This window comes from Serratia sp. X3 (assembly GCF_014982455.1).
Taxonomy (GTDB): Bacteria; Pseudomonadota; Gammaproteobacteria; order Enterobacterales; family Enterobacteriaceae; genus Serratia; species Serratia ureilytica.
This window is the reverse complement of record NZ_JADCNB010000005.1, coordinates 135116-148542: the sequence shown is the minus strand read 5'-3', so window position 1 is coordinate 148542 and position 13427 is coordinate 135116. Positions and strand designations below refer to the sequence as shown.

At 56.0% G+C, this 13427-nt stretch carries 20 protein-coding genes; 17 read left to right on the top strand and 3 right to left on the bottom strand.

Features of this window, described 5'->3' with window-relative positions; translation table 11 throughout:
* Nucleotides 1-11: 11 nt before the first annotated feature.
* Nucleotides 12-383, top strand: coding sequence for a hypothetical protein (locus IMX17_RS19025; protein ID WP_139339695.1), 372 nt, complete (start codon nt 12-14; stop codon nt 381-383).
* Nucleotides 383-964, top strand: coding sequence for a hypothetical protein (locus IMX17_RS19020; protein ID WP_193550111.1), 582 nt, complete (start codon nt 383-385; stop codon nt 962-964). Before IMX17_RS19025 ends, IMX17_RS19020 begins: the two co-directional genes overlap by 1 nt.
* 33 nt (nt 965-997) lie before the next feature.
* Here IMX17_RS19020 and IMX17_RS19015 read toward each other — a convergent pair whose 3' ends face one another.
* The gene (locus IMX17_RS19015) at nt 998-2032 is read right to left on the bottom strand and encodes a phage portal protein (protein ID WP_076740400.1); all 1035 of its coding nucleotides are present in this window, start codon (nt 2030-2032) and stop codon (nt 998-1000) included.
* Complete coding sequence (locus IMX17_RS19010; protein ID WP_193550110.1) at nt 2032-3804, bottom strand: terminase ATPase subunit family protein; 1773 nt, start codon at nt 3802-3804, stop codon at nt 2032-2034. Before IMX17_RS19010 ends, IMX17_RS19015 begins: the two co-directional genes overlap by 1 nt.
* A 142-nt stretch (nt 3805-3946) precedes the next feature.
* On the opposite strand from IMX17_RS19010, the gene IMX17_RS19005 reads away from it, so the two are divergent.
* From IMX17_RS19005 to IMX17_RS18960, 11 genes are all read left to right on the top strand, one after another.
* A complete protein-coding gene (locus tag IMX17_RS19005; protein WP_193550109.1) occupies nt 3947-4762 on the top strand; it encodes a GPO family capsid scaffolding protein in 816 nt (271 codons plus the stop codon).
* Between the two features lie 42 nt (nt 4763-4804).
* Nucleotides 4805-5989, top strand: coding sequence for a phage major capsid protein, P2 family (locus tag IMX17_RS19000; protein ID WP_193550108.1), 1185 nt, complete (start codon nt 4805-4807; stop codon nt 5987-5989).
* A 2-nt stretch (nt 5990-5991) separates the two neighbouring features.
* On the top strand, nt 5992-6651 hold the full coding sequence (locus tag IMX17_RS18995) for a terminase endonuclease subunit (protein WP_193550107.1): 660 nt from the start codon (nt 5992-5994) through the stop codon (nt 6649-6651).
* Between the two features lie 93 nt (nt 6652-6744).
* The gene (locus tag IMX17_RS18990; RefSeq protein WP_116286667.1) at nt 6745-7233 is read left to right on the top strand and encodes a head completion/stabilization protein; all 489 of its coding nucleotides are present in this window, start codon (nt 6745-6747) and stop codon (nt 7231-7233) included.
* Nucleotides 7233-7436 carry a tail protein X gene (locus IMX17_RS18985; RefSeq protein ID WP_015379118.1) on the top strand — a complete coding sequence of 68 codons (204 nt, stop codon included), beginning with the start codon at nt 7233-7235 and terminating at the stop codon, nt 7434-7436. The genes IMX17_RS18990 and IMX17_RS18985 overlap by 1 nt, the downstream gene beginning before the upstream one ends.
* 2 nt (nt 7437-7438) lie before the next feature.
* On the top strand, nt 7439-7648 hold the full coding sequence (locus tag IMX17_RS18980) for an HP1 family phage holin (RefSeq protein ID WP_015379117.1): 210 nt from the start codon (nt 7439-7441) through the stop codon (nt 7646-7648).
* A complete protein-coding gene (locus IMX17_RS18975) occupies nt 7632-8144 on the top strand; it encodes a lysozyme (RefSeq protein WP_193550106.1) in 513 nt (170 codons plus the stop codon). The genes IMX17_RS18980 and IMX17_RS18975 overlap by 17 nt, the downstream gene beginning before the upstream one ends.
* Complete coding sequence (gene lysB / locus IMX17_RS18970; RefSeq protein WP_015379115.1) at nt 8141-8569, top strand: Rz-like lysis system protein LysB; 429 nt, start codon at nt 8141-8143, stop codon at nt 8567-8569. The genes IMX17_RS18975 and lysB overlap by 4 nt, the downstream gene beginning before the upstream one ends.
* Nucleotides 8463-8693: an Rz1-like lysis system protein LysC gene (gene lysC / locus IMX17_RS25280; RefSeq protein ID WP_230199882.1), complete on the top strand. Its 231-nt coding sequence runs from the start codon at nt 8463-8465 to the stop codon at nt 8691-8693. Before lysB ends, lysC begins: the two co-directional genes overlap by 107 nt.
* Complete coding sequence (locus IMX17_RS18965) at nt 8665-9141, top strand: phage tail protein (RefSeq protein WP_060426785.1); 477 nt, start codon at nt 8665-8667, stop codon at nt 9139-9141. The genes lysC and IMX17_RS18965 overlap by 29 nt, the downstream gene beginning before the upstream one ends.
* The gene (locus tag IMX17_RS18960; RefSeq protein ID WP_060426783.1) at nt 9128-9574 is read left to right on the top strand and encodes a phage virion morphogenesis protein; all 447 of its coding nucleotides are present in this window, start codon (nt 9128-9130) and stop codon (nt 9572-9574) included. Before IMX17_RS18965 ends, IMX17_RS18960 begins: the two co-directional genes overlap by 14 nt.
* On the opposite strand, the gene IMX17_RS18955 is transcribed toward IMX17_RS18960, so the two are convergent.
* Nucleotides 9568-10824: an ATP-binding protein gene (locus IMX17_RS18955; RefSeq protein WP_154613477.1), complete on the bottom strand. Its 1257-nt coding sequence runs from the start codon at nt 10822-10824 to the stop codon at nt 9568-9570. The two genes, IMX17_RS18960 and IMX17_RS18955, sit on opposite strands and share 7 nt — an antisense overlap.
* A 180-nt stretch (nt 10825-11004) precedes the next feature.
* On the opposite strand from IMX17_RS18955, the gene IMX17_RS18950 reads away from it, so the two are divergent.
* From IMX17_RS18950 to IMX17_RS18935, 4 genes are read left to right on the top strand one after another with little or no spacing between them, the layout of a single operon-like run.
* On the top strand, nt 11005-11634 hold the full coding sequence (locus tag IMX17_RS18950; protein ID WP_193550105.1) for a phage baseplate assembly protein V: 630 nt from the start codon (nt 11005-11007) through the stop codon (nt 11632-11634).
* Nucleotides 11631-11981 carry a GPW/gp25 family protein gene (locus tag IMX17_RS18945; RefSeq protein ID WP_033639346.1) on the top strand — a complete coding sequence of 117 codons (351 nt, stop codon included), beginning with the start codon at nt 11631-11633 and terminating at the stop codon, nt 11979-11981. Before IMX17_RS18950 ends, IMX17_RS18945 begins: the two co-directional genes overlap by 4 nt.
* Before the next feature lie 4 nt (nt 11982-11985).
* On the top strand, nt 11986-12894 hold the full coding sequence (locus tag IMX17_RS18940) for a baseplate assembly protein (protein WP_193550104.1): 909 nt from the start codon (nt 11986-11988) through the stop codon (nt 12892-12894).
* A complete protein-coding gene (locus tag IMX17_RS18935; RefSeq protein WP_193550103.1) occupies nt 12887-13420 on the top strand; it encodes a phage tail protein I in 534 nt (177 codons plus the stop codon). Before IMX17_RS18940 ends, IMX17_RS18935 begins: the two co-directional genes overlap by 8 nt.
* Nucleotides 13421-13427: the final 7 nt, after the last annotated feature.

Sequence of the window (13427 nt, the reverse complement as noted above, 5' to 3'; positions counted from 1 at the left end):
AGGATATATATATGACGCATCAGCTTGGTGGTTTAAACTCTCTTTTGACATCCCCCAGTACACCGACAGGTCTTTCTTCAGGGCTTGGACTAGGCGTATATAAAATGCCTGAAATGAAAAATGCTTGGTATAATAATCAAGACATTATTATTGATGGTTGGACTTTTATATCTTGCCGCTTTGATAACTGTAGGTTGTATGTTTCTACAGGAAACTTTAAGTTTGAAAGCTGTTTTATTGACGATAGTACAGTTGTTCACTTCCAAAATAATGCGTTGAGTATAATTCAACTTTTAAATCGTTCTAATGCATGGGTTAGAGAAAACTATCCAGTCTTTGCGCCAAGCTTAAACCCTGATGGCACAATAACAGTAGGGGGTTGATGATGAAATCCCCGTCTGTTAGCATGAAAACGAAAGTAGAGTTAAAGCCACTAAGAAGTCAAATATTTGTTATTTTAACAGCATTAATGGCATTCGTTTTTTTTATAATTGCATGCTTGTTTTCATGGTTTGAAAAAAAAGGGGTTATACTTCCGATCCTCGGTTCAATTGTGTTGATATTGATTTCATTATGGGCATATTTCAAAACATATTTGAATGCTGGTCTAGATGATGCTGCGCCTTTAAATATAGCATTAAATGGACTTAATTTAAGAGTGGACTCCAAGCTGGTCGAAACGCCAGAAAATCTAAATAAGTTAATTGTATTGCTTCAAGGAGCGAAAGAATTGCCGGCCCCAGCGGGTTTGGTGACAGATGACGGTGCAATAATACCAAACTCTAAGGGGGATGCTATAAATAGAGTGAATATAGCTAATGCATCGATTCACAATACTATTATTGAAAATGTCGATAGGTTCAATAAGGGTGAGCTAAATAGTGATGATTCGACATTTTATAGGGAACCCCCCCAACAAAAAAATCAAAAAGTAATATTTACAGATATTGCAGATGCTGAATGAAGGTTAGAACCGCCAATCACTGGCGGTTTTTTATTATTCTGTCGGCAACTCATACGGCGCGAATCTAATCACCTCCTCCCCAATCCAGTCGTTCACTTCCTTCATGCGTTCTTGCAGCGGCGTTAGCTCGTTGCGCACAAACACCTGAGCGGCCTTTTTCACATCCCCGAAGCCGCCGGTATTGTTCGGGATGATCCCCATCATCTGCGGCGGTACGCGGTGCGCGCTTAGCAGATCGTCGCGGCTGGCATTCTTGATGTTGAAAAAGTCGTCCTTGGTGGCAACCTCGGACAGCGGCAAGATCTTAATGCCGTCCGGCTTACCATTCGGGGCGTACATGAATAGATTGCGGAAGTTACCCAAACCCTTGGTGTCGCGCATGGCTTGGCGCATCCTGTCAACGTCGCTTGTACTTTGCGCGGCGTCGGTCATATACAGGATGTAACCGGCGTGCGCCCCGTTCTGGTAATACTTACGACGGAACAGCGTCGCCGCCTCGTTCAGCCAGGCGGAGTTAAGCGCGCTGAGGTACTCCGGCAGGCCGTACAGTTCCTGATTGATGTCCGGCTCAATCAGGTGAAAAACGCTGTCGGTCTTGAAGCGGTGCGCCTCTTTCCAGTCCTGCACAAACCAGTAAGCGCCGCGTTCCACGCCGCGCCGCGTGTACTTGGCCGGGGAGGATTTCAGCTGCAGCGGCGCGCCGAGCCGGTTTTGGCGCTCTTCTAAATAGGCGTTACCAAACACCAGATAATCCAGCGCATATCGGCTAAACTCTTGCTGACTTAACAGCCGGTGCGGGATAAACGTTGACGCTAAAATGTTGCGCTTAACGTACATCGGCGAGCTGTGATGCACGGCGGCGCGCACACTGCGTGCCAGCCCATCGAAGCTGATCGGCGGCTCGTACCACTTGCCATTGGTCGTGCACTCGATGTAATCCAGAATTTCCCGCTTATCCAGCACAGCAGACGGCTCGCCAAAGGTAAACGCCTCAAAACCCTGCTTTTGCTCTGCTGCCGGGGCTGGCGCCGGGGGGGTAAATGCCTTGCGGCCTTTGCGTTTGCTCATCAGTAAAACTCCAAAATGTTCGGGCTGCTGTGGCCGCTGCCTGCGGTCAGCGGTTCGTTTAAGAGGGCGTGCATGATCGCCCACGCGACATCGGCGTGGCTGGCTTCTTCGCTGCGGCTGGCGGTGTAGGTGGAGCGCGCACCGCTGGCGGTCATGGTTTTCCGGATCGCCATAAAGGCGGCGGTGATGTCGGTGTGGCTGGTGTCGTATTCCAGACAGCCGCGCCCGATGGTGTCTTTTGCCTTCAGCACCATGGCGGTTTTGATTTCCGGGGTGTATTTGATTTCCCGTGCGGCCGGGAAGAACTCGCGCACCAGCTGGAAAACACCTTGGCCGACGGTGGTCGCATCGATGCCGATATACTCCACGCAATATTTTTCGGTAAGAGCTTTAATCTTCTGGGCCTGATCGGCAAAGTTCATGCCCTGCCACTGGTGGCGCTCGAGCACGCGGAACTTGCCCCCGGCCACCATTGGCGGCGCGATCACCGCGCACCCGGCGCTGTCGCCGCCGTTGGCTTCTGATGGATCGTAGCCGATCCACACCGGGCGATAACCGAACGGCCGCACGGCGTATGGGTTGAAGTCCTCCCACTCTTCCAGCGTATCGACCATGCAGCCTTGCAGCTCGGCGAACGGGAATACCGACGCGGTATCGTCCACAAATTCACACATCAGCAGGTTCTGATACTCAGCCGGGCTGTATTCGAGCGACAGCTGATCGAGGTCGAACAGGTTACAGCCGCCGGTCAGCGCATCCTCAACCGTGACAATCTGGCGCCATTGCCCATCGCCGCACAGCACGCCTTTTGACAGGTGGCTGTGACTGAGGTCGAGCTGAACGTGGTCGGCTTTGCTGCGGCGGCCTTTGTTGAACAGTTCCCCCGACCAGAACGGATAAGCGGAGTGCGCCAGACTCGACGGCGTGGAAAAGTAGGTGGTGCGCCACCGCTTGTGCAGCGACATCCCGCTGGCGACTTTGCGCAGCTCCTGAAACTTCGGTATCCAGAAATACTCATCAAGATACAGATTGCCGGTGTAGCTCTGCGCGGTGCGCACGTTGGTGCCGAGGAACATCAGGCGGGCACCGTTCGGCAGCACCATCGGATCGCCTTTCAGGTCAACCTCGACCAGCCGGGCAAAATCAATGATGTAATTGCGGAATACATGCGCCTGCGCCTTACTGGCCGACAAGAAAATCTGATTGCGGCCGGTGGTCAGCGCATCGAGCAACGCCTCGCGAGCAAAGAAGAACGTAGCGCCGATCTGGCGCGACTTCAGGATGTTGCGGATACGGTGTTGCAGCCCGGCGCGATACCACCCCATTTGATACTCGAAGGTGGTTTCCGTGAAGATGCTTTGTAGCTTCTCTACGGCGGCCTCGCTGAACACGTTGCGCTCGGCGGGCTTGCGCTCGCCTTTGTTGCGGTTGGCGACGTTCGGGTTTAAGTCCGCCTCGTTGCCGGTCGCCGAATAGCGATTGACCCGCGCCAGCCGTTCAATCTGGCGGCCTAACAGGTCGATTTCTTTGAAGTCTTTCCCCTCCTTGAGGTCTTTCATGATGAGCTGAATCAACCGCGCTTCCATGCTTTGCTCCACGCGGGAAATGGGCGCGATGTCGTCCCATTTATCGCGCAGTTTCCAGCTCTGCACGGTCGGCCCCTTGAGGTTCAGCGTTTCCGCAATTTGGCGCACAGAGAAGCCCTGCCAGTAGAGCAAGGCAGCTTGGCGGCGCGGATCGCTGATGATGGTTGTTGTCGGTGTCGTATTCATGCCGCCAAGGCTACGAAAGCGCCGGAAGACTCGCATTAAGCCCTTGTTGTGCCTCAGATCTTCCAACCGCAACGCGTTGAGACACGGCGCCATTCCCCCGAAACTAGCCCCGAACCCAATCACCACAACCGGAGCTGTTTACATGGCAAAGAAAGTTACTAAGTTTTTCCGCATCGGCGTTGAAGGCGACACCGTTGACGGCCGCGAGATCGGCGCTGCGGATATTCAGCAGATGGCCGCGACCTACAGCCCGAAGGTGTACGGCGCCCGCATCAACATGGAGCACATCAAGGGGATTTTGCCGGATGGCTATTTTCGTCGTTACGGCGGCGTGGTTGAGCTGAAGGCCGAAAAAATCGACGAGCCGGACGAACCGCTGTTGCACGGCAAGTGGGCGCTGTATGCCAGTCTGGCCCCGACCGCCGATCTGGTGTCGATGGTCGGCGCGGGGCAAAAGGTGTTTACCTCGATGGAGATCCGCCGCGATTTCGCCAAGACCGGCAAGTCTTATCTGGTCGGGCTGGCCGTCACCGATGATCCGGCCAGCCTCGGCACTGACATGCTGGAGTTTAGCCGCCGCCACGAGAACGTCGAGTTCTCCGCGCCGCTGGAAGTCTGTTTCGATTTTGAGCCGGTCGCTGACCCGGAAGCCTCATTCTCTGCCCGCATCAAAGCGATGTTTAGCCGCAAGCAGACTACCGACGATGTGCGCTTTGGCGAGATGGAAGGCGCTGTGATGACCGTGGCCGAGCAGTTGCAGGACGCGGACACCCGCTTTACCGAGAAATTCGCTGCACTGAGCGAGCAGGTTGCCGACCTCAAGCAACAGGTAAAAACCGGCAGCGATGCGTTCAGCGCGCTGCAAGCCCAGCTTTCCGCCTCGGAAGATTTCAGCCAGCAGGCGCGCCCGGTGGCCACCGGCGGCAACAGCGCGCAAGACGTGCTGACCGACTGCTAAGGCAGTCACACCCGATAAAACCGAACAAAAACAGGAAGAAAAATGCGCAAGCAAACTCGTTTTAAATTTAATGCGTTTATGTCTCGCCTCGCCGAACTGAATGGCGTAGCAACCGGCGATCTGGATAAAAAATTCAGCGTTGAGCCGTCCGTCACGCAAACCATCATGACCCGCGTACAGGATTCCTCCACGTTCCTGACCCGTATTAATATCCTGCCGGTTAAGGAAATGAAGGGAGAGAAAGTCGGTTTAGGTGTGAGCGGCTCCATCGCCAGTACCACCGATACCGCCGGCGGCGATGAACGTGAAACGGCCGACTTTGCCACGCTGGATGCAGAAGGCTATTTCTGCCAGCAGGTGAATTACGATTTCCACATCCGCTACAACACTCTCGACCTGTGGGCCCGTTATCAGGATTTCCAGACCCGTTTACGCGATGCAATTGTTGAACGTCAGGCGCTTGACCGCATCATGATCGGCTTTAACGGTACGCACCGCGCCAAAACCTCCAACCGCGTTAAATTCCCGCTGTTGCAAGACATCGGGCCGGGCTGGTTGCAGAAGTACCGCGAGAATGCGCCGGGCAGCGTGATGAATAAAGTCGTGGCGGAGGACGGCAGCGTGGTGTCTGAAAAAGTCCGCGTGGGCGCCGGTGGCGATTACGCCAACCTCGATGCGCTGGTGATGGATGCCACCAATACCCTGATTGCACCGTGGTATCAGGAAGACCCGGAACTGGTGGTGATCTGCGGTCGCCAGTTGCTGGCCGACAAGTATTTCCCGCTGGTCAATCAGGAACAGCCCAACACCGAAGCGATGGCCGCCGATCTGATTATCAGCCAGAAGCGCATCGGCAACCTGCCCGCCGTGCGTGTGCCGTACTTCCCGGCGGATGCGCTGTTGATCACCCGCATGGATAACCTGTCAATCTACTGGCAGGAGGACACGCACCGCCGCCATATGGTGGAAAACTCGAAGCGTGACCGCATCGAAAACTATGAATCCATCAATGAGGATTATGTGGTGGAGGATTACGCCTGCGGTTGTCTGGTGGAGAACATTAAGCTGTTACCGACGGAGCCAAAAAAAGATGAAATCGCCGAGCTGGCCGAGGCCATTGTTAAGGCGGTCAAAGTAGCCGCCGCGCCAGCGGAGCCTGCCGCTGATACCGAGGTGAAAGCCCCGGAGGAAGCATCGGCAGACGACAAAGCGAAAGGCGGTAAATAACCATGACCAGTCCTGCCCGCCGTCACCTTATGCGCCAGTCAGCGGTCGAGGCCGCGCAGCGGGAGAATGACCCGCTGCGCCACGCCAACGGCTATGAACGGATGATGCTTAAACTCAATGAAGATAAGCGAAAGCTCAAACAGGTGCGCTCAAACGAGCGTAAGGCTGAACTCAAACGCCAACTGCTGCCGGACTATGCCCCCTGGGTTGCCGGTGTGCTGGCCGAAGGTCGCGGCGCGCAGGACGCCATTCTGATGACGGTCATGATCTGGCGTCTGGATGCCGGGGACATTCCCGGCGCGCTGGACATCGCCCGCTATGCGCTGCGTTACCAGCTGGCGCCGCCGGGCAATTTCGCGCGCTCCACGCCATACCTCATCGCAGAAGACGTCGCCGAGTCTGCCACCCGCGCCTTTGAGGCCGGGGAGCCGGTCAACATTGACCACCTCACGCAGACGATGGAACTCACCGACGCAGAAGACATGCCCGACCAAGTGCGCGCCAAGCTGCACAAAATCACCGGGTACGTCTTGCGCGCGGCGGGCAGGGCTGAACTGGCATTGAACCACCTTAAGCGTGCGCTGCAGTTGCATAACGGCTGCGGCGTGAAAAAAGACATTGAACGGCTGGAGCGGGCAATACGCACCGCCGCCAGCCGTTGACAGAACGCGCCCCGCGCCGGGCGGCACGACGGCCGCGACAGGTTTCACCTCGTCAACGCCGTCGTCCACCGCCCCCTAACTTTCTGAGGTCATATGAGCACCGTTGTGATCCAACGGCCACGCCCGGACGCGCCAGCACCGCGCCCGGAGGATGAGCCGATCGTTAAAAACGTCTTTTTCTGGCCGGACATTGACCCGGCGGACGTGCGCGACGTGATGCGCATTGAAGGCACCATCACCGCCCCGCGCCTGCGGATGGCAATTAAAAGCGCGATCGCGGAGGTGAACGCCGAATTGTTCACCTTCCGCCGCGACCAGATGGCCGACGGCTATCAGCGGCTTGAGGATGTGCCGGGCGAACAGCTCGACGGCGAAAGCGTGCGGGTGAGCGAATACCGCAATGCCGTTAGCGCGATGACCATGGCGACGCTCTCGGAGCAATACCGCAGTTTCGACACCACCGCCACCGGCGGCCGCAAGGCTGACGTGGTCGAAGCCTCGATCGGCGAGCTGTGGCGCAACGCCCGCAACGCGATCAGTAACGTGGCCGAGCGTAGCCACTGCATCATCGGGCTGCTCTGATGAGAGTCTACGCCCTGCAGGGCGACACCGTTGACGCGATTTGTTGGCGCTACTACGGACGCACGCAGGGCGTGGTTGAGCAGGTCTATTCGCTAAATGAAGGGCTGGCAGCTGCCGGGGCGATTTTGCCCCACGGCCACCCGGTCGAGCTGCCGGACGTGACCGCCGCGCCGCAGCGTGAAACCGTCAATTTATGGGATTAGCAATGGAGAAAATTACGTCGTGGGTGGCCTATACCGTAGCGGCCTTTCTCGCTTGGATTGGCCGATACAGTCCGCAGGACATCGCCTTTATGGTCGGCGCCGCCGTTGGCGTTGGGACGTTCCTCGTTAACTGGTACTACCGCCGCAAAAGCTACCAGCTGTTGAACAAGTTGGGCGTCAGCCGGAGGGTTTACGATGAACTCAATCGCTAAACGCTGCAGCGTGGCCGCCGTGCTGGCGCTGGCGGTGCTGCTGCCGCAATTCAGCGCGCTGCAGATCTCTGAGGCCGGGTTGCGCCTGCTGGCCGATTTCGAGGGCTGCCGTTTATCCCCTTACCAGTGTCAGGCGGGCGTCTGGACAAGCGGCATCGGCCACACGGCCGGGGTAAAGCCCGGCGCGGTTATCAGCGAGCGCCAAGCTGCCGTTAACCTCGTTGCCGACGTGTATCGCGTGGAGCGCGGCATAGGGCGCTGTATGCCTGTCACGATGCCGCCGCCGGTTTATGACGCGGTGGTGTCCTTTGCCTTTAACGTCGGCGTCACGGCCGCCTGCGGCTCTACGCTGGCCGGTTTCATCAAGCAGCAGGACTGGCGCAGCGCCTGCCAGCAGTTACCGCGCTGGGTGTTCGTCAACGGCGTCAAATCGCCGGGGCTGGAACGGCGTCGGGCGGCGGAGCTGGCCCACTGCCTGATCGGGGCCGCGCAATGAGCCGCGCGATCGGCTGGTTTCTGGTGCTGGCGCTGGTCGTCGCCGGTTGGATGAAATGGCAGGTTGTCACGTTGGGTGAACGGCTGGAAAGCGCCCGGCAGGAGAACGGCCGGATAGCGGCGGCGCTGACCGATACCCGCGCGGCGATCGACACGCTGCAGGCGGCGGCAGGTGTGCTGGCGCAGGAAGAGGAAAAGTTAAGGGGCGACCTAAACGCCGCGCACCGGCTGGCGCTGACGCGCGAGCAGAAAATACAGAGGTTACTCAATGAAAATCAGCAATTACGGGACTGGTTTAACACTGCTTTGCCTGCTGACGTTGCCCGGCTGCACCAGCGCCCCGGCTTCACCGGCGCCGCGGATTATCTACGTTGGCTGTCCGAAAGTGAGTCTGTGCCAAATCCCGGCCAGCCGCCCGGCGACTAACGGCGATCTGAGCGCCGATATTCGCCAGCTTGAAAACGCCTTGGCGGCCTGCGCGGTGCAGGTCGAAACGATAAAACAGTGTCAGGAACAACACGATGTTAAAACCGCAACAGCTCCGCGCTGAGCTGACAAGCTGCCTGCCGTGGCTACAGCGCAACCCTGAAAATCTGCAAGTGCGGGTAGAACGCGGCAATGTGGCCGCCACGCTTGCCGCCTCGCTGTCCCATGAGTACCGCTATACGCTGAACCTGTTGTTTTTGGACTACACCGGCGATCTGGATTTAATCATGGTGCCGATTCAGGCATGGCTACGGGAAAACCAGCCGGACATCATGGCAACGGAGGAAAAGCGCCGCACCGGGATCACCTTTGCGAGCGATTTCAACAGCAACGGCTCTTACGATTTCAGCGTGTCGCTGCAGTTGACTGAACGTGTGCTGGTGAAAGAGCAAGGGGATGGCGCGTTGCATATTGAGCACCTGCCGGAGCCGCCGTTACCGGAGGACGTCACGCGGCCGATGCAGCTCTTTGTTCATGGTGAATTAGTGAGTGAATGGCATGAGCGAGCTTAACCCTTTCGACACCCGGCTGGCCGGGCTGATTGCCAAGCTGTCGCCGCAGTCGCGTAAGTCGTTGGCTGTTGCCGTGTCAAAGCGCCTGCGCGCCGGTCAACAGCAACATATCAAACGCCAGCAGGCGCCGGACGGTACACCCTACACGCCGCGCAAAACGCGGCTTCGCAACAAAAAGCGCTTGCGTGATCGGGCGATGTTCTCGAAGCTGCGCACGGCCCGTTACCTGAAAGCTCAGGGCAACAGCGATGCGGCAGTGGTTGAGTTTGTTGGGCGGGTTCAGCGCATGGCCAATGTGCATCATTACGGCCTGCGCGATCGGCCGACGCCGCACAGCGAGGCGGTAAAATATGAGTCGCGACCGTTGCTGGGTTTTAATGAATCTGCCCTAGAGGAAATAGAGCAGATTCTTATAGATTTTATTTCTTATTGAATTGACTCAGACCAACGGATAAAAAATAGCAAATAAGGGTCTCTGATATCTAGTACGTCATTTTCAGAATCCCACTCAATTACATTTTCGTTAGATGAATTATTTGCAAGTGTTGATGAGTGCAAGCAGGCACTAGTTATACTAGACCCACTTGGTATTTCATTTGTGCAAATCCTAGTTATCCTTTCTACAAGTTGATGGTATCGATAATTTAGCTGTGGTGGGCTTAGGGCAATGGCCTTTATCAGGATTCTATATACATCGCCTTGGCTGCCATCCTTCATAATATAGACTTTTCTTTCTGAACCCCTAGTTTTAGGACCATCTAACATTTTATTTATAACTGAGCTGAAGTCCGTGGCTAGGACGGTTCTCTTACATATGCTATCCAGTATGGCTGCATCGTCGGGGAATGGCAGGATAACTTGTTGAACTTCTCGGGCTCCAAGTTCAAAACAAGAGTTTAAACAAAGGTATTGCATGAGCTGAGGTGAGCCAGCAGATTCATCAACCATTTTCTTTATAACATCTTTGTTACACTCAATGTTTAGCTTGGAGAACCCTTTAATTGCAATCTGCTCAAGAATTTCGCCTCCCCAATAGTCAAAGTTTATTGAGAAAAACCTACCTGATAAGTCAGGGTTCCCTTTTATTACATCATCGGAGTGGTATGGGACTGATGCACATATGAATTTACATCCATTCCTGATTGCCTCTTTAATTTGTTTTGCTAGTTCTGATTGTACATCCCTTGGTATGTAATGAAAGTCATCAATGAATATAATGAAGTCAGTTCCCCCGACTTCACTAATAAGAAGCTGTAAGTAATCAATAGATTGGCTGGTTGATTCAGCGTTTTGCTGAGCGATCGCTCCGCCGATGTTACCTTCTGCTGATGCTTTGGCAAAGATAATGCCTGCTTGACCACTAACTTTACCTGATGCGTTTATTGATGATGTGTTTCCTGTTGTGGTGCTCTTAGTTATAGGTGTTCCTAGTACATCGAAAACTTTCAACCATAGGCCTTCAGCAGATGTGATACCAGCACCAGTTACCTGAATCAATGATTCCTTGCCTAATAATTTCTCAACAAAAACAGTTTTTCCTGATTTAGATGGGCCTGATATGGAAATCAGCATTGAACCTGTTTCTAAAACATCTAAAAGCTGCTGTTCCTTTTCCTTTAAATGGTCGTCAACAAAGGTAATGGCTGGAAAACTCCCAGGAGTAAAGACTTCACTGGCTCTCATGTAAATATCCTATGCTGTGAACGAATAAATATAGTTTTGAATGATTTTTCAAATCCATAATACATTAAAAATCTGCCTTGGTAATGTCTAAATATATTGGTGTCGAAGTATAAAGTTGTACCGGAGCTCTTCCAACTGCATGGCATTGTTGTTGCCCTTAGTAGGCGGCATCATTCCATTATGAACAATCAACACGACATTTTGCGCCTGCTGCGCAACCTGATCCGCATCGGCACCGTGAGCAGCGTTGATCTTGATAACGGCCTGTGCCGCGTCGAAACCGGCGGTAATCTTACCGACTGGCTCAACTGGTTAACCTGTCGCGCCGGGCGTATCCGCAGCTGGTCGGCGCCTTCCGTCGGCGAGCAGGTGCTGATCTTTGCGCTAGGTGGCGAACTCGATACCGCTTTTGTGCTGTGCGGCATTTTCTCCGATGACTTCCCGGCCCCGTCTGCGTCGGCGGATGCGCTGCATATCGCGTTCCCGGATGGCGCAGTTATCGAGTACGAACCGGAAACCGGCGCGCTGAGCGTGTCCGGTATTAAAACTGCCGACGTGCAGGCGTCGGAGTCCATCACCGCCAGCACCAAAGTGGTGATCGTTACGGCTGACAAAATCACGCTCGATGCGCCGGAGGTGGTCTGCACCAACAAACTCACCACCGGCACGCTGGAAGTGCAAAAAGGCGGAGAGATGCGCGGGAACATCGAGCACAAAGGCGGCTCGTTCTCGTCGAATGGCATTGTTGTTGATACGCACACCCACGGCGGTGTCCAGACCGGTGGCGGGAAAACGGGGAAACCAACATGAACAGCGCCAAATATATCGGCATGAACCGAGGCACCGGCCGCACGCTGACGGACATCGAGCATATTCGCCAGTCCGTGGCGGACATCCTGATCACGCCGCAGGGTTCGCGCCCGATGCGCCGGGCTTATGGCTCGTTGCTCTCTGAGCTGCTCGACCAACCGCAGAACGACGCGCTGCGCCTGCAGATTATGGCCGCCTGCTACAGCGCGATTTTGGCGTGGGAGCCGCGCGTCAAGCTGACCGGCATCGCTTTTAATACCACCTATGACGGCAAGATGGTGATCGACATCACCGGCACCCGCACCGATGCCCCCGGCGCGTTGTCGCTGTCTGTTCCTGTGAGCTGAAACCATGGCAACGATTGACCTTTCACAGCTGCCCGCGCCGATCGTCGTTGAGGTGCTGGATTATGAAGATATTTTGGCGGAGCGTAAGGCGACGCTGATTTCGCTTTACCCGGAGGAACAGCGGGAGGCCGTCGCGCGCACGCTGGCGCTGGAGTCGGAGCCGATCGTTAAGCTGCTGCAGGAGAACGCTTACCGCGAGGTGATTCTGCGCCAGCGCGTCAACGATGCTGCGAAAGCGGTGATGCTGGCGCACGCTACCGGCGAAGATCTCGACCAGCTCGGCGCCAACTTCAACACGCCGCGACTGGTGATCACCCCGGCGGATGAAAGCACTATCCCGCCGACACCGGCAGTCATGGAAACGGATGAAGATTACCGCCTGCGTCTGCAGGATGCTTTCGAAGGCATGAGTACGGCGGGATCGGCCGGTTCCTACCGTTTTCACGCCCGCTCGGCTGATGGCCGGGTGGCCGATGTGACGGCAATCAGCCCATCACCGGCTAACGTGACCGTCACCGTGTTGTCACGAGACGGCGACGGCACCGCCAGCCCCGAACTGCTGCAGGTTGTCCGCGATGCGCTGAATGATGAGGACGTGCGCCCGGTTGCCGATCGCGTCATCGTGCAAGCGGCCAAAATAACCCGCTATGGCATTGTTGCCACGCTGTTTCTCTATCCCGGCCCGGAGGTTGCGCCGATCCTCACGGAGGCGAAACAACGTTTGCAAAATTATGTACTGACCATGCGCCGCTTAGGCCGCAGTATCCGGCGTTCCGGCATCATCGCCGCGCTGACCGTAGAAGGTGTTGAACGTGTCGAAGTTGCTCAACCGGCCGCCGACATCGTGCTGGATAAAACGCAGGCGGGTTACTGCACCGGCGTGAACATCACACCGGGGCGCGCCGATGACTAACCGCTTATTGCCTGTCGGCTCATCACCGCTGGAAATTGCCGCCGCTGCCGCGTGCGCCGAGCTGGAGCGCGTGCCGGTTCCCCTGCGTGATCTGTGGAATCCGAAAAACTGCCCGGTGCATCTGCTGCCCTATCTGGCGTGGGCGTTCTCTGTCGATCGCTGGGATGAGGCGTGGCCGGAGGACGTCAAGCGGGGCGTGGTTTCGGCCGCGTTCTACATTCACCGGCACAAGGGCACCATCGGCGCCGTGCGCCGCGTGGTGGAGCCGCTCGGCTACCTGATTAACGTCATTGAATGGTTCCACACCGACGGCGCCGATCCGCCCGGCACCTTCCGGCTGGATATTGGCGTGCTGGAAACCGGCATTACCGAGGAAATGTATCAGGAAATGGAGCGCCTGATCGCCGACGCCAAGCCCCTGAGCCGCCACCTGATCGGCCTCAACATTTTGCAAGACATCCCCGGCCGGATTTACACCGGCGCGGCCGCCATTGATGGCGATGTCATTACCGTTTACCCCGGATAAGAGAAAG

Coding starts and splice junctions, on each gene's coding strand:
- IMX17_RS19025 (WP_139339695.1), top strand. CDS start 12: ATGACGCATCAGCTTGGTGGTTTAAACTCTCTTTTGACATCCCCCAGT.
- IMX17_RS19020 (WP_193550111.1), top strand. CDS start 383: ATGATGAAATCCCCGTCTGTTAGCATGAAAACGAAAGTAGAGTTAAAG.
- IMX17_RS19015 (WP_076740400.1), bottom strand. CDS start 2,032: ATGAGCAAACGCAAAGGCCGCAAGGCATTTACCCCCCCGGCGCCAGCC.
- IMX17_RS19010 (WP_193550110.1), bottom strand. CDS start 3,804: ATGAATACGACACCGACAACAACCATCATCAGCGATCCGCGCCGCCAA.
- IMX17_RS19005 (WP_193550109.1), top strand. CDS start 3,947: ATGGCAAAGAAAGTTACTAAGTTTTTCCGCATCGGCGTTGAAGGCGAC.
- IMX17_RS19000 (WP_193550108.1), top strand. CDS start 4,805: ATGCGCAAGCAAACTCGTTTTAAATTTAATGCGTTTATGTCTCGCCTC.
- IMX17_RS18995 (WP_193550107.1), top strand. CDS start 5,992: ATGACCAGTCCTGCCCGCCGTCACCTTATGCGCCAGTCAGCGGTCGAG.
- IMX17_RS18990 (WP_116286667.1), top strand. CDS start 6,745: ATGAGCACCGTTGTGATCCAACGGCCACGCCCGGACGCGCCAGCACCG.
- IMX17_RS18985 (WP_015379118.1), top strand. CDS start 7,233: ATGAGAGTCTACGCCCTGCAGGGCGACACCGTTGACGCGATTTGTTGG.
- IMX17_RS18980 (WP_015379117.1), top strand. CDS start 7,439: ATGGAGAAAATTACGTCGTGGGTGGCCTATACCGTAGCGGCCTTTCTC.
- IMX17_RS18975 (WP_193550106.1), top strand. CDS start 7,632: ATGAACTCAATCGCTAAACGCTGCAGCGTGGCCGCCGTGCTGGCGCTG.
- lysB (WP_015379115.1), top strand. CDS start 8,141: ATGAGCCGCGCGATCGGCTGGTTTCTGGTGCTGGCGCTGGTCGTCGCC.
- IMX17_RS18965 (WP_060426785.1), top strand. CDS start 8,665: ATGTTAAAACCGCAACAGCTCCGCGCTGAGCTGACAAGCTGCCTGCCG.
- IMX17_RS18960 (WP_060426783.1), top strand. CDS start 9,128: ATGAGCGAGCTTAACCCTTTCGACACCCGGCTGGCCGGGCTGATTGCC.
- IMX17_RS18955 (WP_154613477.1), bottom strand. CDS start 10,824: ATGAGAGCCAGTGAAGTCTTTACTCCTGGGAGTTTTCCAGCCATTACC.
- IMX17_RS18950 (WP_193550105.1), top strand. CDS start 11,005: ATGAACAATCAACACGACATTTTGCGCCTGCTGCGCAACCTGATCCGC.
- IMX17_RS18945 (WP_033639346.1), top strand. CDS start 11,631: ATGAACAGCGCCAAATATATCGGCATGAACCGAGGCACCGGCCGCACG.
- IMX17_RS18940 (WP_193550104.1), top strand. CDS start 11,986: ATGGCAACGATTGACCTTTCACAGCTGCCCGCGCCGATCGTCGTTGAG.
- IMX17_RS18935 (WP_193550103.1), top strand. CDS start 12,887: ATGACTAACCGCTTATTGCCTGTCGGCTCATCACCGCTGGAAATTGCC.